At 65.2% G+C, this 20,673-nt stretch carries 19 protein-coding genes; 12 read left to right on the top strand and 7 right to left on the bottom strand.

Translation table 11 applies throughout. The annotated features are described in order from the left end of the window. Positions 1–136: 136 nt before the first annotated feature. Positions 137–1,036: a transcriptional activator NhaR gene (nhaR, locus tag EBS11_RS02735; RefSeq protein WP_290600340.1), complete on the bottom strand. Its 900-nt coding sequence runs from the start codon at positions 1,034–1,036 to the stop codon at positions 137–139. 160 nt (positions 1,037–1,196) lie between these two features. Here nhaR and EBS11_RS02740 point away from each other — a divergent pair, with 160 nt between their 5' ends. Together EBS11_RS02740 and EBS11_RS02745 are read left to right on the top strand one after the other, a co-directional pair. Beyond that, positions 1,197–2,159, top strand: a complete 963-nt coding sequence (locus EBS11_RS02740) for a TerC family protein (protein ID WP_290600342.1) — start codon at positions 1,197–1,199, stop codon at positions 2,157–2,159. 69 nt (positions 2,160–2,228) lie between these two features. Beyond that, positions 2,229–2,630 (top strand): TerB family tellurite resistance protein, encoded by a 402-nt coding sequence (locus EBS11_RS02745; RefSeq protein ID WP_290600343.1) that lies wholly within the window; start codon positions 2,229–2,231, stop codon positions 2,628–2,630. Between the two features lie 6 nt (positions 2,631–2,636). On the opposite strand, the gene EBS11_RS02750 is transcribed toward EBS11_RS02745, so the two are convergent. Further along, positions 2,637–2,990 carry a YnfA family protein gene (locus EBS11_RS02750; protein WP_290600345.1) on the bottom strand — a complete coding sequence of 118 codons (354 nt, stop codon included), beginning with the start codon at positions 2,988–2,990 and terminating at the stop codon, positions 2,637–2,639. A gap of 90 nt (positions 2,991–3,080) precedes the next feature. Between EBS11_RS02750 and EBS11_RS02755 the strand changes: the two genes are divergently transcribed. After that, on the top strand, positions 3,081–4,349 hold the full coding sequence (locus EBS11_RS02755) for a glycerate kinase (RefSeq protein ID WP_290600347.1): 1,269 nt from the start codon (positions 3,081–3,083) through the stop codon (positions 4,347–4,349). A 2-nt stretch (positions 4,350–4,351) separates the two neighbouring features. Here the strand turns inward: EBS11_RS02755 and EBS11_RS02760 are convergent, their stop codons facing one another. Next, positions 4,352–5,365 carry a zinc-binding alcohol dehydrogenase family protein gene (locus EBS11_RS02760; protein WP_290600349.1) on the bottom strand — a complete coding sequence of 338 codons (1,014 nt, stop codon included), beginning with the start codon at positions 5,363–5,365 and terminating at the stop codon, positions 4,352–4,354. A 105-nt stretch (positions 5,366–5,470) separates the two neighbouring features. Between EBS11_RS02760 and EBS11_RS02765 the strand changes: the two genes are divergently transcribed. The 4 genes from EBS11_RS02765 to EBS11_RS02780 all read left to right on the top strand — a co-directional run bounded on the left by EBS11_RS02765 (position 5,471) and on the right by EBS11_RS02780 (position 10,574). Beyond that, a complete protein-coding gene (locus EBS11_RS02765) occupies positions 5,471–6,373 on the top strand; it encodes a LysR family transcriptional regulator (protein ID WP_290600350.1) in 903 nt (300 codons plus the stop codon). 99 nt (positions 6,374–6,472) lie between these two features. Further along, a complete protein-coding gene (locus EBS11_RS02770) occupies positions 6,473–8,038 on the top strand; it encodes a DUF1800 domain-containing protein (RefSeq protein WP_290600351.1) in 1,566 nt (521 codons plus the stop codon). Between the two features lie 11 nt (positions 8,039–8,049). Beyond that, on the top strand, positions 8,050–9,231 hold the full coding sequence (locus tag EBS11_RS02775) for a DUF1501 domain-containing protein (RefSeq protein WP_290600352.1): 1,182 nt from the start codon (positions 8,050–8,052) through the stop codon (positions 9,229–9,231). Between the two features lie 242 nt (positions 9,232–9,473). Further along, positions 9,474–10,574, top strand: a complete 1,101-nt coding sequence (locus EBS11_RS02780; RefSeq protein ID WP_290600355.1) for an AI-2E family transporter — start codon at positions 9,474–9,476, stop codon at positions 10,572–10,574. 212 nt (positions 10,575–10,786) lie between these two features. Here EBS11_RS02780 and EBS11_RS02785 read toward each other — a convergent pair whose 3' ends face one another. Continuing rightward, the gene (locus EBS11_RS02785) at positions 10,787–11,011 is read right to left on the bottom strand and encodes a hypothetical protein (protein ID WP_010396348.1); all 225 of its coding nucleotides are present in this window, start codon (positions 11,009–11,011) and stop codon (positions 10,787–10,789) included. Positions 11,012–11,158: 147 nt separating this feature from the next. Between EBS11_RS02785 and EBS11_RS02790 the strand changes: the two genes are divergently transcribed. The 4 genes from EBS11_RS02790 to EBS11_RS02805 all read left to right on the top strand — a co-directional run bounded on the left by EBS11_RS02790 (position 11,159) and on the right by EBS11_RS02805 (position 15,109). Then, positions 11,159–11,911 carry a phosphatase PAP2 family protein gene (locus EBS11_RS02790; RefSeq protein ID WP_365954704.1) on the top strand — a complete coding sequence of 251 codons (753 nt, stop codon included), beginning with the start codon at positions 11,159–11,161 and terminating at the stop codon, positions 11,909–11,911. Between the two features lie 11 nt (positions 11,912–11,922). Next, positions 11,923–12,837 carry a diacylglycerol kinase family protein gene (locus EBS11_RS02795; RefSeq protein WP_290600395.1) on the top strand — a complete coding sequence of 305 codons (915 nt, stop codon included), beginning with the start codon at positions 11,923–11,925 and terminating at the stop codon, positions 12,835–12,837. A 3-nt stretch (positions 12,838–12,840) separates the two neighbouring features. After that, entirely contained in the window at positions 12,841–13,659 is an 819-nt protein-coding gene (locus tag EBS11_RS02800; protein ID WP_290600360.1) for a metallophosphoesterase, read from the top strand. A 265-nt stretch (positions 13,660–13,924) separates the two neighbouring features. Continuing rightward, on the top strand, positions 13,925–15,109 hold the full coding sequence (locus tag EBS11_RS02805; RefSeq protein ID WP_290600361.1) for a M23 family metallopeptidase: 1,185 nt from the start codon (positions 13,925–13,927) through the stop codon (positions 15,107–15,109). Positions 15,110–15,133: 24 nt separating this feature from the next. Here EBS11_RS02805 and cls read toward each other — a convergent pair whose 3' ends face one another. Then, positions 15,134–16,525 carry a cardiolipin synthase gene (gene cls / locus EBS11_RS02810; protein WP_290600363.1) on the bottom strand — a complete coding sequence of 464 codons (1,392 nt, stop codon included), beginning with the start codon at positions 16,523–16,525 and terminating at the stop codon, positions 15,134–15,136. Next, the gene (locus EBS11_RS02815) at positions 16,522–18,633 is read right to left on the bottom strand and encodes a site-specific recombinase (protein ID WP_290600365.1); all 2,112 of its coding nucleotides are present in this window, start codon (positions 18,631–18,633) and stop codon (positions 16,522–16,524) included. The genes cls and EBS11_RS02815 overlap by 4 nt, the downstream gene beginning before the upstream one ends. A gap of 318 nt (positions 18,634–18,951) precedes the next feature. Here EBS11_RS02815 and EBS11_RS02820 point away from each other — a divergent pair, with 318 nt between their 5' ends. Then, positions 18,952–20,061 (top strand): porin, encoded by a 1,110-nt coding sequence (locus tag EBS11_RS02820; protein ID WP_290600367.1) that lies wholly within the window; start codon positions 18,952–18,954, stop codon positions 20,059–20,061. Here EBS11_RS02820 and EBS11_RS02825 read toward each other — a convergent pair. After that, complete coding sequence (locus tag EBS11_RS02825; protein WP_290600368.1) at positions 20,049–20,615, bottom strand: DUF3617 domain-containing protein; 567 nt, start codon at positions 20,613–20,615, stop codon at positions 20,049–20,051. The two genes, EBS11_RS02820 and EBS11_RS02825, sit on opposite strands and share 13 nt — an antisense overlap. Positions 20,616–20,673: the final 58 nt, after the last annotated feature.

Below are 20,673 nucleotides of genomic sequence, written 5' to 3' on the forward strand. Positions count from 1 at the left end.
TCGGGGAGGAGTGCCATTATATATGTGTATTTGTTCGAATGTATTTTATGTGCCCGAGAATGTGCCTGATCCGTGGGCAGCCGGCAACAGTCTTCACCCTGGCCGGGAACCCGGCGAGGGCGGGCGTCTCCCGCGCCTACGCGAACAGCTCGTGCCGCGCATTCTGGCTGATGGCGACGGTGGCCGGGTGGCGCAGGCGCCGCTCCGTCGTGATGGCATACACTTGCTCGACGAGGCTGTCGACGCGCCCCAGTTCCACCACGGCGTATTGCTGGCAGACCTGGCGCGCGATGACGGTGGGGGCAAAGAACAGGCCGGCCCCGGACTGGCCGAAGGCTTGCATCATGGCACTGTCGTCGAATTCGCCCACGACGCGCGGGTGCAGGCTGTGTTCGCCGAGCCACTGCAGCAGGCGGCCGTAGATGGCGTAGTCCTCGCCCGGCAGCAGCAAGGGCGCGCCGTCCAGGCAGCGGGGAAAGCCGCCCTGCAGGGTGGCGGCCAGGGCGGCCGTGCCCAGCAGGGTCATGCCGCTTTCGCCCAGCAGGTGGTTGTAGCCGCGCACGCTCAAATGGGCCGGCATGGGGCGGTCGGCGATGATCAGGTCCAGCCGGTGCACGGCCAGGTCCGCCAGCAGGCTGGCCAGGCGGCCCTCGCGGCAAATGATGCGCAGCGGTTCGTCCAGGCCCAGCGCCGGCTCCACGAGGCGGCAGGCGATCAGTTTCGAGACGGAATCGGCGCAGCCCACGCGGAAGGTGGTCGTCGTCGTGCGCGACTGGTCGCGCACGATTTCCAGCAATTCATCGCCCGCGCTGAAAATCTCTTCCGCATGGCCGAGGATGCGCCGGCCCGTGTCCGTCAGCTCCAGCTGGCGTCCGCTGCGGCGGAACAGTTCCACGCCCAGGGTGTCGGCAAAGTCGCCCAGCTGGCCGGAAATCGATTGCGGCGTCAGGTGCAGCTGCTCGGCGGCGCGGGCGATGCTGCCCGTCTTGGCCACCATCCAGAAATAGCGCAAGTGCTTGAAATTAAGGTTCGACATGGCCGCTCCGGTGCGTTAATGCATCGAATTTTTCGATGTATGACTTAATTATATTCGATTTGTTCGATGTGTTAATCAGGCATATGATGGTTGCCTGACATTCAAACGAGGAGAGCGCCATGTGCTGCAAGGTAAACGGAAACACTGACGGGGGCCAGCGATGAACGGCCTGGAAAGCATCGCCACGGCGCCCATGTGGGCCGGCTTCATCGTCTTCGTCCTGCTCATGCTGGCGCTGGACCTGTTCGTCTTCGGCGGCAACAAGGCGCACAAGGTGGGCGTCAAGGAAGCGGCGACGTGGTCGCTCGTGTGGGTCAGCCTGGCCCTGCTGTTCAACGGCGGCCTGTGGTGGTATCTGAACGGCACGGCCGGACCCGAGATCGCCAACCAGAAGGCGCTGGAGTTTTTCTCCGGCTACCTGATCGAGAAAGCCCTGTCCGTCGACAACGTCTTCGTCTTCCTGCTGATCTTCAGCGCCTTCCAGGTGCCGGTCCAGTACCAGCGCCGCGTGCTGATCTACGGCGTGCTGGGCGCCATCGTCATGCGCGCCGTGATGATCATGGCCGGCGCGTGGGTGGTAAGCGAGTTCAGCTGGGTGCTCTACCTGTTCGGCGCCTTCCTCTTGATTACCGGCATGCGCATGCTGGTGGCGGCCGATGCGGAACCGGACGTGGCGAACAACCCCGTGCTGCGCTTTGCCCGCCGCCACCTGCGGGTGGCGGACGGCGACCACGGCGAGCGTTTCTTCGTGACCAAGGGCGGTTTGCGTTATGTCACGCCCCTGTTCCTCGTGCTGATCCTGATCGAGGTGACGGACCTGGTGTTCGCGGTGGACTCGATCCCGGCGATCTTCGCCATCACGACGGACCCGTTCATCGTCTTCACGTCGAACCTGTTCGCCATCATGGGCTTGCGCGCCCTGTACTTCCTGCTGGTGGACGTGGCGGACCGCTTCCACATGCTCAAGTACGGCCTGGCGATGGTGCTGGTGTTCATCGGCGCCAAGATGCTGATCATGCCGTGGTACCACGTGCCCGTGGAAGCGTCCCTGCTGGTGGTGGCGGTCTTGATCGTGGCCAGCTGCGTGGCCAGCGTGTTCATTACCCGCAGCGACAAGAAGTAAAACGGCAGTACGGCGCGCCCCGCGTGGCGGTGGCGCGCTTTTTAATCAATCACAATGAAAGAATGCATCATGCGTACGTATGCAGTGAACAGTCCCCAGGCAGCGGGACGTATTTTGGCCCTGATGATGGTGGTCGACGGCAACCTGGCCAGCGCCGAGCTGCAGGCCATGCACCGCAGCAAGATCCTCGAGCATATCGAGCTGGAACCGGCCGCTTTTCAGCAGTTGCTGCAAGACCTGTGCGACGACATGCTGACCTCGACCGTGCATGGCGCCGTGCAGCTGGCCCATGGCGTGATCGACAGCCTGCTCGATGAAATCACGGACCCGGACCTGCGCCGCAAGCTGCTGCATGCCATGTGGAAGATTGCCGACGCGGACGACTGGCTGGCCGATGGCGAAGCCGTGCTGCTGGCCCGCGCCAGCGCGGCATGGTCGGCGGAAACCAACTTCCGCGCGCATGCCGCTTGACGCGCATCAAGCCGCCTTGTGCCCCATGGCAATGACGGCGGCACCGGCCAGGGCCAGGCCCACGCCCGCCACATCCGTCCAGGCGGGCGTGATGCCGTCCACCAGCCACAGCCATCCCAGGGCCGTGGCGATATAGATGGCGCCATACGTGGCATACACCCGGCCGCTGGCGGCCGGATGCAAGGTCAGCAGCCACACGAAGACCAGCAGGCTGAGGGCGGCTGGCAGCAGCAGCCAGGCGCTGCCCTTGTTGCTCAGCCACAGCATGGGCAGGTAGCAGCCCAGCAGTTCGGCGACGGCCGTGACGGTAAACAGCCCGAAGGTGCGGGCAAGTGGGGTCCATGCGATGGCGTCGTTCATTTCATTCCTGTGAGTAATCTTGCCGCCATTGTAGCTGCCAGGTGGCGGCGGCACTGCTATGATCGGGTTCGGAGACCCGAGGAGAAAGCAATGACGACGACCCCGGCGCCACGCGCCTTGCTGCAAGCCATGTTCCACGCCGCCATCGAAGCGGCGCAACCGTCGCACTGCGTACCGCCACACCTTCCGCCCGTGCCGGCAGGCCGGCTGATCGTCATCGGCGCAGGCAAGGCCTCCGCCGCCATGGCGCACGCCGTGGAACGGCACTGGCCGGGGCCGCTGTCGGGGCTGGTGGTGACGCGCTACGGCTATGCCGTGCCCTGCGAGCGCATCGAGATCGCCGAAGCGTCACACCCCGTGCCGGACGCTGCCGGCATGCTGGCCGCGCAGCGCATGCTCGAGCTGGTCGGCAACCTGCAGCCGGACGATACCGTGCTGTGCCTCATTTCCGGCGGCGGCTCGTCCCTGCTGGCCTTGCCCCTCGATGGCATCAGCCTGGAAGACAAGCAAGCCTTGAACCGGGCGCTGCTGGCGTCGGGCGCCACCATCGGCGAAATGAATTGCGTGCGTCGCCATTTGTCCGCCATCAAGGGCGGCAGGCTGGCGGCCGCCTGCCATCCGGCGCAAGTCGTTACTTTGGCCATTTCCGACGTGCCCGGCGACAAACTGGGCGACATCGCTTCCGGCCCCACGGTGGGCGACGCGACGACGTGCGCCGACGCGCTGGCCATCGTGCGCCGCTACGGCATCGCCTTGCCGGACAGCATACGCACGACCTTGGAGAGCGGGCGCGGCGAATCCGTGAAGCCCGGTGATCCCCGGCTGGCACGCACGCAGACGACCCTGATCGCCACGCCGCAACTGGCCCTGGAAGCGGCAGCGGCCGTGGCGCGGGCGGCCGGCGTCACGCCATATATCTTGGGCGACAGCCTGGAAGGCGAGGCGCGCGAAGTGGGCACCGTGATGGCCGGCATCGCCCTGCAAACGGCGCAATGGGGCCAGCCGTTTCCCCCTCCCTGCGTGCTGCTGTCGGGCGGCGAGACGACGGTGACCGTGCGCGGCAAGGGCCGCGGCGGGCGCAACGTGGAATTTTTGCTGGCGCTGGGCATCGCCCTGCAAGGGCGGGAGGGCATCCACGCGCTGGCCGGCGACACGGATGGCGTCGACGGCCAGGAAGAGATCGCGGGCGCGGTCCTGGCGCCCGACACTCTGCAGCGGGCCTGGGCGCTGGGCATCCATCCCCGCGACAGCCTGGACAATAACGATGGCCACGGCTTCTTCCAGGCGCTGGGCGACAGCGTGGTGACGGGCCCGACCTTGACGAATGTCAATGATTTCCGGGCCATCCTGATGACCTGAATTTAGTATCCTTCGAGGACAATTTTCCCTTTCGCGGTGTTGCTCTCCAGCAGGGCATGCGCGCGCTTCAAATTCGCCGCGTTGATCGTGCCGAAGCGCTCGGCCAGGGTGGTCTTGATGACGCCCGCGTCCACCAGCTGCGCCAGTTCATCGAGCAGTGCGTGCTGTTTGACCATGTCGGGCGTCTGGAACAGGGAGCGGGTAAACATCAGTTCCCAGTGCAGGGACACGCTCTTGCCCTTGAACTTGCGCACGTCGATCTGTTCGGGGTCGTCGATCAGGGCGAACTTGCCTTGCGGGGCGATGAGTTCGACGATCTGCTCGAAATGCCGGTCCGTCTGGTTCAGGCTGATCACATAGTCGACGGGCGGCAAGCCCAGGCGCGTGATTTCGGCGGCCAGGGGCAGGCTGTGGTCGATCACGTGGTGGGCGCCCAGTTCCTGCACCCAGGCGGCCGTTTCCGCACGCGAGGCCGTGCCGATGATGGTCACGCCCGTCAACTGACGGGCCAGCTGCACGAGCACGGAGCCGACGCCGCCCGCCGCGCCGATCACCAGCAGGGACTTGCCCGTCAGGCTCTTGTCGCGGCTGAGCTGCAAGCGGTCGAACAGCAATTCCCAGGCCGTGATGGCCGTCAAGGGCAGGGCGGCGGCGGGAGCGAAATCGAGGCTGGCGGGCATGTGGCCGACGATGCGCTCGTCGACCAATTGAAATTCGCTGTTGCTGCCGGGGCGGTTGATGGCGCCCGCGTACCAGACCCTGTCGCCCACCTGGAACAGGGTGGCGTCGGGGCCGACGGCCGTGACGATGCCGGCCGCATCCCAGCCCAGCACTTCCGGCTGGCCCTCTTTCGGCGCGCGGTTCTTGCGCACCTTGGTGTCGACGGGGTTGACGGAAATGGCATGGACGGCGACGAGCAGGTCGCGCCCCGTGGCGACGGGCATGGGCAGGTCGATGTCGAGCAGGGCGTCGTCATCGGTGATAGGCAGGCTGTGGCGGTAGGCGATGGCTTTCATGCTGATCCTTGGCAAAGAGTGAAGGGGGGATGACGTATGATGGTGGCATTTCCGCCCGAGAAACAGTGGGCGCGTACCGAAACACTTTCAAAGGAATGCTGAAAATTGCTGCGACTCGACGACTTGCAGGTGTTTGTGCGCACGGCCGACCGGGGCAGCCTGTCGGCGGCCGCGCGCGAGATCGGCATCTCGCCCGCGCTGGCCAGCGCCGCCGTCAAGCGCCTGGAAGGGGAATTGGGCTTGCGCCTGCTGACCCGCACGACCCGCTCGCTGAGCCTGACGGCGGAAGGCACGCAATACCTGGAGCATGCGCGCGAAGCCTTGCGCCTGCTGCGCGCGGGTCATGACGCACTGCTGGCGGGCAAGGACAGTTTCGGCGGAACCTTGAAAATTGCCATGCCCTCCGACCTGGGACGCAATTTGATGCTGGGCTGGCTGGACGAGTTCCAGGTGCGCCACCCTACGCTGCACTACCAGCTCAGCGTCAGCGACCGCGTGGCCGACATGGTGCGCCAGCAGGTCGACGTGGCCATCCGCTACGGCCAGCAGGACGATTCGTCCATGATCGCCCTGCCCATCGCACCCGCCAACGACAGGGTGCTGGTGGCTTCGCCCGCCTACCTGCGCGCGCACGGTCCCCTGCTGGCGCTGGAAGACTTGCCGCAACATAATTGCCTGCGCTTCGCCCTGGAAGACGGCATGCACGACCGCTGGACCTTCTACCGCCTGCCCCAGCGCGAGCAGGTGACGGTACAAGTGAGCGGCAACCGCAGCGCGGACGACGCCGACCTCGTGCGGCGCTGGGCCGTGGCCGGGCTGGGCATCGCGTATAAATCGCGGCTGGACCTGTCCGCCGACCTGGCCGCTGGCCGCCTGCTGGCCTTGCTGCCCCAGGTGGCGGGCGAAGCGGCACCCCTGCACCTCGTGTGCATGCACCGGGCACAGGTGACGCCGCTCGTGCTGCAGCTGCGCGATTTCCTGCGCGACAAGTGCGTGGCATTGCCATAAAGTAACGTTTCATTACAACTCGTTGCAAATGGCAATCATGCGCGCGTCAACGAGGGCGTACTCTCAAGCATTCTGGTTGAAACCGCCTGAAGGATCGCCATGACCCCCAACCGACTGCTGCCGACCACCCTCATTTCCCTGCTGTTGCTGGCCGGCTGCGCCGGCACGGCCGGCCATGGCAGCGCGCTGGCGCCTGCCGGCGATGCGCGCGCCGGTGCGCCGGACAATGCCGCGCAAGGCATCGCCATGCTCGAGCGCGTCAGCTGGGGCGTGAACGGCGGCAGCGCGCGCCAGTTGCAGGCGGAAGGCTGGCAGCGCTACCTGCAGGCGCAATTGCATCCCGGCAAAGCCAGCCTGCCGCCCGCCATCCAGGCCCAGATCGACGCCATGACCATCAGCCAAGTGCCCCTCGACCAGCTCGTCATGAGCATGGAGCAGAAGCGCAAGGAATCGGCCGCCGTGATGGATGACATGGCCAAGCAGCAGGCGCAAAAGGATTATCAGCAGGAACTGAACCGCCTGGCGCGCGAGGCGGCCACGCGCTCCTTGCTGCTGGACGTGTATTCGCCTAACCAGCTGCAGCAGCAGCTGGACTGGTTTTGGCTCAACCATTTCAGCGTGCACCAGGGCAAGCACAACCTGCGCGCCATGGTGGGCGATTACGAGGCGAACGCCATCGCGCCGCATGCCTTGGGGAAATTCCGCGACTTGCTGGGCGCCACCGTCCACCATCCGGCCATGCTGCGCTACCTGGACAACGAGGCCAATGCCGCCAACCGCATCAATGAAAACTATGCGCGCGAGCTGATGGAACTGCACACCCTGGGCGTGAATGGCGGCTACAGCCAGAAGGACGTGCAGGAACTGGCGCGCATCCTCACGGGCGTGGGCGTGAACCTGGGAGCGGATGCGCCGAAGGTCAAGCCGGCCCTGCGGGCGCAGTACGTGCGCCGGGGCTTGTTCGAATTCAACCCCAACCGCCACGATTACGGCGACAAGCAATTCCTCGGCCAGACGGTGAAGGGCCGGGGCCTGGCCGAACTGGACGAAGCGCTGGACCGCCTCAGCCGCAGTCCCGCCACGGCGCATTTCATCAGCGGCAAGCTGGCCCAGTATTTCGTCGGCGACAATCCGCCCGAGGCGCTGGTGGCGCGCATGGCGGCCACCTTCCAGCACAGCGACGGCATGATCGCCGACGTGCTGCAGACCATGTTCAATAGCCCCGAGTTCAAGCAGTCGCTGGGCAAGAAGTTCAAGGACCCCATGCATTACGTGGTGTCGGCCGTGCGCCTCAGCTATGACGATAAGCCCATCCTGAATGCGGGACCCATGCTGAACTGGCTCTCGCGCATGGGCCAGCCCCTGTACGGGCGCCAGACGCCGGACGGCTATCCCTTGACGGACCCGTCCTGGGCCAGCCCCGGCCAGATGACGACGCGCTTCGATATCGCCCGTACCATCGGCTCGGGCAGCGCCGGCCTGTTCAAGACGGATGGCCCGCAGCCGCAGGAAAAAGTGGCGTTTCCCCAGCTGGCCAGCGCCCTGTATTTCCAGTCGCTGGAAGCGACCTTGAGCCCCGGCACGCGCCAGGCGCTGGCGCAGGCCGCCTCGCCCCAGGAGTGGAATACTTTCCTGCTGTCCTCGCCAGAAATGATGCATCGCTGAAAGGAATTACCATGCACCGTCGTGACCTGTTGAAAGCCCTGGCCGCCGCCCCCTTGCTGGCCCATGCGGGCAGCCTGCTGGCCGCCCCGGCCACCGATGCGAAGCTGCTGTTCGTCTTCCTGCGCGGCGGCTATGACGCGAACAATCTGCTGGTGCCCGTGGGCAGCGATTTTTACTATGCGGCGCGGCCGAATATCGCCATTGCGAAGCCGGGCGCGGAGAATGGCGCGCTGGCGCTGAACGCCGACTGGGCCCTGCATCCGGCCTTGCGCGACACCATTTATCTCATGTTCAACGGCGGCGAGGCGGCCTTCATCCCCTTTGCCGGCACGACGGACTTGACGCGCAGCCACTTCGAAACCCAGGACACGATCGAGCTGGGGCAGGAAATCAATGCGCGCCGCGACTTCCGCTCGGGCTTCCTGAACCGCCTGGCGCAGACGCTCAACGCCAACCATGCCATCGCCTTCACGGACCAGCTGCCGCTGATCTTCCAGGGCGGCGTGCAAGTGCCGAACATGGCGCTGCGCTCGCTGGGCAAGTCCGGCATTGATGCGCATCAAAGCCAGATCATCGCCGCCATGTACCACGGCACGCCCCTGCAGCAGCAGGTGGCCGCCGGCTTCGTCGTGCGCGACGACGTCACGCGGGAATTGACGGGGGAAATGCAGGCGGCCAACCGCAACGCCATCTCTACCCGCGGCTTTGAACTGGAAGCGCAGCGCATCGCCCGCTTGATGAAGGACAAATACAACATCGGCTTCGTCGACGTGGGCGGCTGGGACACGCATGTGGGGCAGGGCGGGGCGAACGGCTACCTGGCGGGGCGCTTCGACGAGCTGGGACGGGGCCTGGCCGCGTTTTCCCAGGAAATGGGCAGCGAATGGCGCCAGACCGTCGTCGTCGTCGTCAGCGAATTTGGCCGCACCTTCCGCGAGAACGGCAACCGCGGCACGGACCACGGCCACGGCAGCGTATTCTGGGTGCTGGGCGGCGGCATCAAGGGGAAACAGGTGGCGGGCGAGCAACTGGCCATCACGCAGGCGAATCTGTTCCAGAACCGCGACATGCCCGTGCTCAACGAATACCGTGCCGTGCTGGGCGGCTTGCTGCGCCGCACCTTCGGCTTGAGTTCGGCACAGCTCGAGCACGTGTTTGCCGGCGTCAAGCCGGCGGACTTGGGCCTCGTGTAGCCGCGCCTGGCGCCAGCGGCGGCGGGCGGCAGGGCGGCGGGCGGCAGGCGGCAGGGCGGGCCGGCGCGTCCGCTGGCGCGGGGGCAGCGGACGGCGCGGAGACGGCAGGCCGCCATGTCCACGCATGGCAGGCGGGGACGGGTATTCTGCATCGGCATGCCGCCGTGTTACGCTACGCCTGCGCAACTGGCGCGTAGCTTGGCCCCGTCATTGTTCCCAGTGCGGGGCACGAATGGAGTGGTATGACCGATACCCAGCGCGACATGCTCAGCGCAGGCTTTTCCCTGGCGCTGATAGCCCTGACGGCCTTCGTCATGCAGCGTTTCTTTTTGCCGCTCGTGTGGGCCGGCATCCTGTGCGTGGCCACCTGGCCCCTGTACCTGCGCGTGCGCGCGGCGCTGGGGCAGCGCACCATCGTGGCGGCGGCCCTGCTGACCCTGGCGTTTGCCTGCATCTTCATCATTCCCGTGCTGTTCGGCGTGGCGCAGGCGGCGCGCGAAGTGCCCGAACTGGCCAATTTCGTCGTCAATGCGAATACCAACGGCTTGCCCGTGCCGGACTGGGTGACGCACATTCCCCTGGCGGGGGATGCCATCCGCGACTGGTGGCTGGCCACCCTGAGCCAGCCCCACGGCCTGGGCCACTTCTTTGCGGGCAGCGCCGTGGGCGGCTTTCATTCCGCGCGCGACATGCTGAAAATCCTCGGCGCGGACGTCTTCCACCGCCTCGTCGATTTCGGCCTGGCCTTTCTGTGCCTGTTTTTCTTCTACAAGGATGGCGAGGCGCTGACGCGCCAGATCACGGCCATCGGCAGCCATTTCCTGCGCCCCGAGCGGTGGGGGCGCTATGCGCAAAAGATTCCCACGGCCATACGCGCCACCGTCAACGGCCTGGTGCTGGTGGGCCTGGCCGAAGGCGTGCTGATCGGTATTGCCTACGCCATCGCCGGCTTGCCGTCGCCGGCCCTGTGGGCCTTCGCCACGGGCATCCTCGCCATCATTCCGTTCGGCGCGCCGCTGGCCTACCTGTGCGCGGCTGCCTTGCTGCTGTTCCAGGGCAGCGTGGGCGCCGCCATCGGCGTGGCCGCGTGGGGCACCGTGGTGCTGTTCGTGGCCGACCATTTCGTGCGTCCCGGCATGATCGGCAACGCCACCCGCCTGCCTTTCCTGGCCGTGCTGTTCGGCATCCTGGGCGGCGTGGAAACCCTGGGCCTCGTGGGCCTGTTCATCGGCCCCGCCGTGATGGTGCTGTTCGTCACCCTGTGGTACGAGGCGAACGTGTTTGAGGCGGTGCCTCCAGTGCAAACACCTGCCAGCCCGGCCGCACCGGAACGCACGCAGTAATGAGGGGTCGGCCAGCGTTGCCGCCGGCCGGTACTGGGCGTTCCCGGCGTGGCCGGGCGAGGCTTTCAAGCAAGGTCGCCGAAAGCCCCGGAATACGCCGAAAAAATCGTCGCGAGCGGCAATGAGTCGTGGCCAGGAAGCGCCGCCGTACTTTGGTACAGCGCGTATCGCAGGCCGCATATCGCGCCGCGCGGCAGATTTTTAAGGCGTATTTAATGCGCTTTAGATAAGATCAACAACCAACGGCGCATCAGCAGCACTTCAACATAGCCCGGCTCGATGCCCGTACCGCACTCGATCAAGGGATTGACGGTGTAGTAGCGCTTGCGGAAGTCGCGGCAGACGAGGATTTCGCGCTTGCCCATGCGGACGAGGAAAGAGCTTGGGGCGTATTCCAGGCCGAACCGTGAGCCAAAACCGCTATTCAATGTTGCCATGACAATTCCTTTGAGGGAGATGTGTTGAACGAGTCATCAGAATAGCATAACTACTGTATGAATACACAGCTACTGTATGAATAAACAGTATTTTTTTAATGGTGTGGTTTTTTTGATCAGCACCGGGAACAAGGAAGAGGGATCAGTTTGCAACAGAAGAATGACATGGGCATGACCACGGGCTGGACCACGAAACTGCGCCGCTTCGTCGAGGCGCGCCTGTCGCCCGAGGGCGAACTGGGCCTGCACATGACGGTGGGCGTGGCCGTGATGCTCGTCGCCATCGTCGTATTCCACGAGATCGCGGAAGCCGTCATGGGCATGGCGCAGATCACGGTGATCGACCTGCAGGTGGCGCAGTGGTTCAACCAGCATGCCGTGCCGTGGGTCACCAGCTGCCTGCTGGTGGTCACGCACCTGCATGGGGTGATCGGCGCCATCACCCTGGCGGTCCTGCTGGGCTGGTACTGGTACCGCAAGGGCGCCACTTACTGGCTGCTGACCCTGGTGATAACCATGCCGGGCGTCATGTTTTTGAACCTGCTGCTAAAGTACATCTTTGTGCGCGCGCGGCCCAGCTTTGACACGCCCATCCTGCAGACGGCCCTGGGTACGTACAGCTTTCCCAGTGGCCATACTGCCACCTCGACGGCCCTGTACGGCCTGCTGGCCGCCTACCTGATTTGCCAGACGGCGCCGGGCGCGTGGGGCAGGCGCATCGCCATCGCGCTGGGGGCTTTCCTGATGGCGGCGCTGGTGGGCTTCAGCCGCATCTACCTGGGCGCGCATTACCTGAGCGACGTGCTGGCGGCCATGGCGGAAAGCTATGGCTGGCTGGCCATCTGCATCGCCGGCGTGTCGACCCTGCGCCGCCGCCGGCACATCCGGCAAACCAGATAAGGGGAAACATCCTGAGCAAAATCGCCGTCATCATCAACGCGGGCGCCGGCTGCGGCTATGCGCCCGACTGGGCGCAGCAGCTCGAAGCACAATTCCGCGCCGTGGGACTGGACGCCGCCATCACCCTGGCGCAAGGGGGCGCCGAGATGATCGCCACGGCCGGGCAGGCCCTGCGCGATGGCGCACCCATCATCGTGGCCGGCGGCGGCGATGGCACCATCAATGCCGTCGCTTCCGTCGTCGTCGGCAGCGGCACGCCGTTTGGCGTCTTGCCGCTGGGCACCTTGAACCATTTTGCCAAGGATCTGAACATTCCCCTGGCGCTGGAGGCGGCCATCGCCAACGTGGCCCGCGGCGTGCGCGTGAAGGTCGACGTGGGCGAGGTGAATGGCCGCATCTTCCTGAACAATTCCAGCCTGGGCCTGTATCCCGACATCGTGCGCGACCGCGAAAAGCAGCAGCGCCGGCTGGGGCGGGGCAAGTGGCTGGCCTTCGGCTGGGCCCTGCTGGCGGCCCTGCGCCGCTATCCCTTCCTCAGCGTGCAATTAAAGCTCAACGATGCCGTGCATGCGCGGCGCACGCCCTTCGTCTTCATCGGCAATAATGAATACCTGATGGAAGGCTTGAATATCGGCGAACGCGAGCGGCTCGATGGCGGACAGCTGAGCCTGTACGTGGCGCAGCGTCCGGGCCGCCTGGGACTCGTGCGCCTGGCCCTGCATGCGCTGTTCGGCAAGCTGTCGCAGGCCAGGGATTTCGACGTACTGACGGCCACCGACCTGGAGATCGCCACGCACCACCGCCGCCTGCGCGTGGCCACGGATGGCGAAGTGACCATCATGAATACGCCCTTGCACTACCGCATCCGTCCCGCCGCGCTGGACGTGCTCGTGCCCGCGCCCGCCGCGGCGCCAGGCGGGGAGTAGGCCATGCGTACCCTCGTGCATTTGTCCGACCTGCATTTTGGCCGTGTCGACGGGGCCCTGCTGGCGCCCCTGCGCGCGCTGGTCGAGCGCCTGGAGCCGGATGTGGTGGTCGTCTCGGGCGACCTCACGCAGCGGGCCCGCAGCGCCGAGTTCCGGCAGGCGCGGGCTTTTCTCGACAGTTTGCCGGGGCCGCAGATCGTCGTGCCGGGCAACCATGACGTGCCCCTGTACAACGTCTTTTCCCGCTTCTTGACGCCGCTGGTGAAGTACCGGCGCCATGTGACGGACGATTTGTCGCCCGAATACGTGGACGAGGAAATCGCCGTGCTGGGCATCAACACGGCCCGTTCCCTGACGTTCAAGGATGGCCGCATCAGCCACGAACAGATCGATTTCCTGCGTGAACGCCTGGGCCGCTTGCCGTCCGGCTTGACGCGCATCATCGTCACGCACCATCCGTTTGACTTGCCCGAGCACTTCGACGAGGATGACCTGGTGGACCGCGCGCCGCTGGCGCTGCAGATGTTTTCCGAATGCGGCGTGGATTTATTACTGGCCGGGCACCTGCACGCCAGCGTGGCGGGCAACACGGCCGAACGCTACAAGATCGATGGCTACGCTGCCCTGATGGTGCAGGCGGGCACGGCCACGTCCACGCGGGGCAGGGGCGAGTCGAACTCCTTCAATGTCATCCGCATCGAAGCCAGCTGCATCCGCGTCGAGCGCTACAGCTGGAGCGACGACAGCGCCGGCTTTGACAAGGTCAGCACGGAAGCGTTCCAGCGCCAGGGCGGCGTGTGGGCCAGCCTGCGGCCGCTGTAAGCCCGATAGGCGGGACATGGTTCCGTGTCATCCGACGCTATTGTTGGCGGTGGCGTTATCGGCGATGCGCAAATGACGCCGCGCTCCTCCCGCCTGTGCCGGCCCGCGCCGGTCGACGCCCATCCTGGCACGCCGCGCCTGGCGTAATTATTCTATGGCAACTTTGTGTTTTTGCTCATGCTGATCTGCTAAGCTTGGCATTTTTTACTTTGCGGCGACGCGGCGGCGGTCTTGCCCGTGGTGCCCACTTTTCCCCAAGGATACAATGTCAGCCAGATTGTTTGCCCATGCCGCTTGCCTGTGCAGTTTCTTCGCCGCCTCGCCCCTGTTGGCTGCCACCGCGGCGGACCTGCCGCCTCCCCGGGGCTGCGATGTGATTGCCGCCGGCGCGCCCGCCCGGGCGGCCACCACCGTGCAGACGGCCGTGTTCCCACCGCCCCAGCTCGACATGCGCACGCCGCTGGAACCGACCGTATTGGCCGGCACGGGACGCAATTATCTGCTCTACGAATTACATTTGCATAACTTTTCCGACGAGGCCATGACCTTGCGCGGCCTCGAAGTCCTCGCGGGCAGCGAACCGCAAGCCTTGCTGGCGCTGACAGCCGCGCAGCTGCGGCAGCGCGTGCGCGTGGCCGGCGCCAGCAGCGAGGAGGGAGCGGCGCAACTGGCGGGCGGGCAGGGCGCCGTGGTCTATCTGTGTCTGGCGTTTGACGCCAGCGCCGCCGTGCCGGCCACCTTGCGCCATCGCTTGCTACTCGACGGGGCGCTGGCCGACGGTCCTCCCATCGGCACGCGCCATACGCCGCTGGCCGTGCTGGGACGTCCGCTGCAAGGCACGGGCTGGACGGCCGACAACGGCCCCAGCATCGATTCTCATCACCGCATGGGCGTGTTCGTGGCCGGCGGCATGGCACAGCTCGCCCGGCGCTATGCGCTCGACTGGAAGAAATATCGCAATGGCAGCATGTTCGCAGGCGATGCGCGCGACGTGCGCAGCTATCACGCCTACGGCGAAAACGTGCTGGCGGTGGCCGATGGCGAGATCGTCCAGGCGCGCGATGGCATGCCGGACAATATTCCCCGTACGCCGGCAGGCTTCACGCCAGCCGTGCCCATCTCGATGGAGAATGTTGCCGGCAATGTGGTCACGATTGCGCTGGGCAATGGACAGTTCGCGCAATATGCGCACCTGCAGCCGGGCAGCGTGCAGGTGAAGACGGGACAGCGCGTGCGGCGCGGCCAGTTGCTTGGGAGGGTGGGCAATTCCGGCGATGCCCGGGTGCCGCATCTGCATTTTCAGGTAGCCAGCAATCCCGACATCCTGGCCAGCGAAGGCTTGCCTTTCCTGTTCGACCAGTACCGTCTGAAAGTGGCCGAGAACGCCTGGGAGGCGCGTGCGCGTGAATATCCGATCGGCGATGGCGTCATCGATTTCGGCACGCCCTAGCCGCCGTTTAAGCGGGCGCGGCCGCTACAGCCAGTAATGCATGAAGCGGGCCGCCCATTCCTTCATGCGGTCGCCCCAGGGCCGCGATTCCCACTTGGCCCTGGTGATTTCTTCCGAGTCGCGCAAGTCTTCCTGGAAGGCGTTTTCCATTTCGCGGCCGAAGCTGTCGCCCAGCACGATCACGTTCAGTTCGCTGTTGTGCAGGAAGCTGCGCATGTCGATATTCGTCGAGCCCACCGTCGACCAGGCGCCATCGATGACGGCCGTCTTGGCGTGCAGCACGGCCAGTTTCAAGTGGAAGATGCGGATGCCGCCGGCCAGCAGCTGGTCGTACAGCGCGTGGCCCGCGTGGAACACGAGGCCGCTGTCGGACACGCCGGGCAGCACCACGGTGACGTCCACGCCCCGTTTCGCGGCGGCCACCAGGGCATCCACCGTCTGCTGGTCGGGCACGAAATAGGCGGACGTGATGTGGATGGTTTTCTTGGCTTCCTGGATGGCCAGGATGTAGGCCTTGTAGATCTCGAAGCCGCCGTCCGGCTCGCTGGCCACGACGCGCACCAGCTTGTCGCCCACTTCCGACAGGACGGGGAAGTAATTGGCATCAGGCAAGTCGGCCTGGTCCTGCTGGGCCCAGGTGCGGATGAACAGCCACTGGAAGGCGGCCACGGCCGGACCTTCCACTTTCACGTGGGTATCGCGCCAGCCCACGTCCTTCTTGTCGGTGGGCTTGGATTTCGAGCGGAACAGCGAGCTCTTGGCATAGGTGTCGCTGATGTTGACGCCGCCCGTAAACGCCGTCTTGCCGTCGACGATGAGCACCTTGCGGTGGTCGCGGTTGTTGATCTTCCACTCGTCGCCCTTGAGCTTGGCGGGATTGACGGGGTTGAAGGCCACCAGGTGCACGCCGGCCGCGCGCATGCGCTCGAAAAACGCCTGCGGCACGCCGATGGTGCCCACGCTGTCATAGATGACGTTGACCGTCACGCCGGCCTGCTGCTTTTCGATCAGCATGTCGGCGAACTTCAGGCCCAGCGGGTCCTGGTCGAAGATATACGTTTCCAGGTTGATGCTGGTCCTGGCGTCGCTGATGGCCTGGAACATGGCGGCCATGGTTTGCGGACCGTCAAACAGCAGGGTGACCTTGTTGCCCTTGATCAAAGGTACGCCCGTGGCCGCCTCTTCCAGCGCGGCCTGGGTCTTCAAGTCCATGCCGGACTTGGCCCAGCGCTTGTTGAGCAGGGCGGCGCGGCTGTTGACGTTCAGCACGGCCCCCTTGCCCGTGATCACCTTGGGCTTGGCGACGGGTTCCAGGGTGGTGTTGAGGTTCTTGACATTGGGCAGCGCGGCGCATGCAACCAGGGTCCAGCACAGCAGGAGGGCGGTGAGGCAGGGTCGCATGCGCCGAGCGGTCATTTGGGAGCCTTGGTGGTAGGTGACAGGTTTGCCGAGTCATCGGCCAGCGCCAGGGGCGGCGGATTTTTCGAGCCGAAGAAGAAGACGATGGGCGAGCGCAGGAAACGCTTGCCCAGGATCTTCAGCAATTGCATGCCGTGCTTGAAGCGCACCTGGCGCGACCGCAGGGCCACCCACAAAGCCAGGCCGAAGCTGACGAGCAGGTTGGCCGTGCCGATGGCGAAGATGCCCGACAGCGACTTGACGGCCAGTTGCCAGCTCATGTTGTGGTCCAGTCCCACGAGGGCCGTGGCGAAGTTGGCGGCCGAGAAGGTGATGTGGCGTATATCGATGGGCAAGCCGATGAGGAAACCGAGGGTGCCGATGGTGCCCAGCAGGATACCGAAATAGAAATTGCCCATCAGGCCGCCCAGGTTGTTTTCCAGGTACAAGCCCAGGCGCTGCAGCCGCTCCTGGCCGATCACGCGGCCCAGGCCGCGCAATTGCGCGATGCGCTGCGCCCAGCGCGTGTACAGCGCCTGGTTGTCGTAGTAGCCGGAAATCAGGCCCGCCACGAACAGGCAGACGCCGGCGATCATGGCGTAGAAGATGGCGGGACTGCCGATGGGATCGATATCGTGCAGCAAGTGCATGGCCTTCTCGGGCGTCACCAGGTTGTGCCCCGTAATGGCCTTGTAGCCGAGGGCGATCAGCCAGGCCGTGGGCATGGCCGTGGCCAGGTTGCCCAGCACGGCCATGTTCTGCGTGCGGAAGACCTTGTTGATCAGTTCGGCCATGCTGTCGAGGTCGATGTTCCGGCCATCCTTGCTGTGCAGGCCGGCGGCGATGCGCGAAGCCGTCATGGCCGGCTGCTTGGTGGCCACCGTGAAGTGCAGCAAGTGGATGAACATGAAGCCGATCGAGTAATTCATGCTGAACATGAAAGCCTCGACCAGCGGCGCCGAGCGCAGGTAGGACATCAGTATCTTGAACAGGGCCATGAAGCCGATGATGATGCCAGCGCCGGCCGACGAGAGGAACATGGCGCCCATCTCGCGGCGGTTTTCCGCGATGTAGTGCTCGCCCGTGCGGCTGGCATTTTCCGTCACATTGCGCGCCAGCAAGTTGATATTGTCGGAAAACAGGTCGCTGACCTTGTACTTGTTGTTGTGCGCCTGGATCAGTTCCAGCGCCAGCGCGACGGAACCGGCGCGGCGGCGGCTGACGGGCTGGGCATCGTGCCAGTCCTGCGTGGCATCGACCGTGATGGCGGCGATGTCCACGTTGCTCGATGCGGGCAGCTCGCCGCTCGTGTCGACGAGGAACAGCAGCTTGCGCAGGCGGTCTATGCTCTGCGCCAATGCCACCAGCAAATAGGTGAGGGGGATGCTGGTGCCCTGGTACAGGGCCTTCTTGCGGATCTTGGCGATGACGGCGTCGCACTGGTCCAGCATCACCAGCAGGTGGCGCGCATCCTCGATGTGCTCGATATTTCCGTGCAGCAGGTTCGTATACGCGTCCAGGTAGGCGTTCACTTCCGTGTTCTGCACCATGAAGGGCGACTGGAAGACTTCAATTTCGCTGTGGAAACGCGTCAGTTCCGGCTCCAGGCCCATGGCGCAGACGCGGTAGGACAGGGTGCGGATGGCGTCGAGCATGCCTGGCAGCATGATATTGCCGTCGCCGACGGCCAGCTCGATGTCGTCGCTGGTGAGCACGTCGAACAGTTCCAGCCAGTCCGCGGCGGGGACGTTGCTGATCCACAAATAATCGGTATTCAGGTACAGCACCTGGTCGAGCGCGTCGTTCAGGTACTCGTCGCCCAGGGCGGGCGGCAGCATGCGGTAGGCGATGCGGCGTTTCAATTCCGTGAAGAAACCGCTGTTCGACAGCACGCCGATGTCCGTGTACAGGCTGGCGTGGCGGCGTGCGGCCAGCACGCGCAGCACGTATTCGTGCAGGGCGCGGGCCTGGGCGGGGTTACCTTTGAGAAGCTGGCGCAGGGTGCGCACGTTGGCGATCGCGGTAGCGCTGTCGTGGGGGCGCTTGGGACGCAGTGAGTTAAACAAGTCCACCAGCAAGTCGATATTGCTGGAGTTGGGATCAATGCGTTCGAGGATAGCTAGCATGCAGAAAAAACGGGCGAGCCGCTGTCGGTAAAACCAGTAGTGTACCGCCTGCGTCAAATCCCGCAACGTTCGCCACCGAACATTGCTTCACGGCAGGGCCTGCATTTAACGTCATTTTGCCGCAAATTGCACGAATCATGCTCACTCTTGCGTGTTGTCAGTGCGCGACTCTTCAAGCGAGCTAAGCTGGAGTATCTGTTGTACACCGCACAGATTGCTTGCCAAAAAGCGAGGATAAGGTAACACTTGGGTGTGACACACAGCGCACGTCCTGATCAATACCCGGCAGTTTCTTTTCACGTTACCGAGATATTTATCATGAAGACCTCGTATTTTGCGCTTGCTGTGATAGGGATGGGGCCGTTCGCGCTATGCGCCCCGGCCCATGGCGCGGATGGCGCCGGCGGTGGGGCGGATGGCAATGTGGCCGTGTACGGCGTGCTCGACGCGGGTATCGTGGCCGAGCGGGGCTGCGCCGGCAATTGCGCCGGCACCAAGGTCTCGGGCGGCGTCGCTTCCGGCTCGCGCCTGGGCGTGCAGGGCCGCGAAGCGCTGGGCAACGACGTGTCTGCCGTGTTCACGCTGGAGGCGGGCATCCAGAACGACACGGGCCAGTCCGAGGAAGGCCGGCTGTTCGGCCGCCAGGCGTATGTGGGCCTCGACAGCCGCCTCGGCGCGCTGACCCTGGGGCGCCAGTACAACCCGCAATACCTGGCCCTGACCGACGTGGCCGACCCGTTCAAGGGCGGCATGGCCGGCAGCGCCAGCAACCTGGCCGGCTACAGCGTGAAACGCTACGACAACACCATCAAATATGAAACGCCCGCCCTGCGCGGCGTGACGGCCAGCGCCATCTACAGCTTTGGCGAATCGCCGTACAGCAGCGCCAACAACCGCGCATATGGCGCCACCCTCGGCTATTCGGCCGGCGCCGTGAACGTCAGCATCTCGCACCAGCGCAAGAACAGCCTGATCCTGGCCAGCGGCACCGTGCCCGCCATCGACATGTCGGCCCGCAATACCCTCATCGCCGCGAATGTCGACCTGAAGGTGGCCACGGCCTTTGCCGCCGTCGGCATCAACAAGGGCTATGGCAGCTCGCCGTGGGACCCCAGCAACGACTACAGCTCGCTGGCCCTGTCGATGTCGTCCTCGGACAGCCGCGACACCTTGCTGGGCGTGGCCGTGCCCGTGGGCGCCGTCAAGCTGCTGGCGTCCTGGGTGCGCAAGGATGACCGCGACCTGGCCAACCGCGACGCCAGCCAGGTGGCCGTCGGCCTCACGTATGCGCTGTCAAGACGCAGCGATTTCTATGCGTCCTACGCGAAGATCCACAACAAGAACGGCGCCCGCTACACGGTGGGCAATGCCAGCGACGCGGGACGCGGCGATGCGGCGTTCAACCTGGGCTTCCGTCACGGCTTCTGAACGGCCTGCGTGGCAGGGGCAGGGCAGCTGGCGCCCAGCCACTTGCCGCTGCTCGTCACGTTCACCTGTTCCGGCGTGCCGCGCGCGCTGGTGGTCACCGCCAGCTGCATGGAAAATGCCTGGTCGCCATGGAAGCGCACCTGGCCTTCGCCGCTCGACTTCGGGTTGGCGCAGGTGAACGACACACTCATGCCGCCCGCGACGGAAGTGTTGTTCGACTTGCAATCGCCGGGCTGGCCCGTGGGAATCTGCTTGCGCGCCGCCATGTCCGGCGTCACGCAGGCCGTCACGCGCACGGCGCCGTCGGCGCCCACGGTGGGCATGGCCATGCCGCGGCTGGCCGCCATGCTTTCGAGCTGCTTGCGCTGATCGGGGGGAAGGTTGCCCAGCTGCTGCAGCACCATGGACATGGCGTTGTCGGTGGCGGCATCGGGCGAGGCCATCTTGCTGTCGACTTGCCACAGGCCCGGCTTGATGGCGGGCGGCTGGGCGTGGGCTTGCGCGCCGAGGGCGGCGCAAGCGAGCAAACTCAAACGTAGCAAGGATAGTTTCATGCGCAAGTCTCCTGATAGGGCAGACTCCAGCATACGGCATGGCAAGCGGGGCACGCTT

The sequence above is a fragment of the Janthinobacterium sp. genome (assembly GCF_009923995.1).
In the GTDB taxonomy this organism is placed as follows: domain Bacteria; phylum Pseudomonadota; class Gammaproteobacteria; order Burkholderiales; family Burkholderiaceae_D; genus Janthinobacterium.

Coding starts and splice junctions, on each gene's coding strand:
- EBS11_RS02740 (WP_290600342.1), top strand. CDS start 1,197: ATGAACGGCCTGGAAAGCATCGCCACGGCGCCCATGTGGGCCGGCTTC.
- EBS11_RS02780 (WP_290600355.1), top strand. CDS start 9,474: ATGACCGATACCCAGCGCGACATGCTCAGCGCAGGCTTTTCCCTGGCG.
- EBS11_RS02820 (WP_290600367.1), top strand. CDS start 18,952: ATGAAGACCTCGTATTTTGCGCTTGCTGTGATAGGGATGGGGCCGTTC.
- cls (WP_290600363.1), bottom strand. CDS start 16,525: ATGACCGCTCGGCGCATGCGACCCTGCCTCACCGCCCTCCTGCTGTGC.
- EBS11_RS02815 (WP_290600365.1), bottom strand. CDS start 18,633: ATGCTAGCTATCCTCGAACGCATTGATCCCAACTCCAGCAATATCGAC.
- EBS11_RS02755 (WP_290600347.1), top strand. CDS start 3,081: ATGACGACGACCCCGGCGCCACGCGCCTTGCTGCAAGCCATGTTCCAC.
- EBS11_RS02805 (WP_290600361.1), top strand. CDS start 13,925: ATGTCAGCCAGATTGTTTGCCCATGCCGCTTGCCTGTGCAGTTTCTTC.
- EBS11_RS02745 (WP_290600343.1), top strand. CDS start 2,229: ATGCGTACGTATGCAGTGAACAGTCCCCAGGCAGCGGGACGTATTTTG.
- EBS11_RS02770 (WP_290600351.1), top strand. CDS start 6,473: ATGACCCCCAACCGACTGCTGCCGACCACCCTCATTTCCCTGCTGTTG.
- EBS11_RS02785 (WP_010396348.1), bottom strand. CDS start 11,011: ATGGCAACATTGAATAGCGGTTTTGGCTCACGGTTCGGCCTGGAATAC.
- nhaR (WP_290600340.1), bottom strand. CDS start 1,036: ATGTCGAACCTTAATTTCAAGCACTTGCGCTATTTCTGGATGGTGGCC.
- EBS11_RS02750 (WP_290600345.1), bottom strand. CDS start 2,990: ATGAACGACGCCATCGCATGGACCCCACTTGCCCGCACCTTCGGGCTG.
- EBS11_RS02775 (WP_290600352.1), top strand. CDS start 8,050: ATGCACCGTCGTGACCTGTTGAAAGCCCTGGCCGCCGCCCCCTTGCTG.
- EBS11_RS02825 (WP_290600368.1), bottom strand. CDS start 20,615: ATGAAACTATCCTTGCTACGTTTGAGTTTGCTCGCTTGCGCCGCCCTC.
- EBS11_RS02760 (WP_290600349.1), bottom strand. CDS start 5,365: ATGAAAGCCATCGCCTACCGCCACAGCCTGCCTATCACCGATGACGAC.
- EBS11_RS02800 (WP_290600360.1), top strand. CDS start 12,841: ATGCGTACCCTCGTGCATTTGTCCGACCTGCATTTTGGCCGTGTCGAC.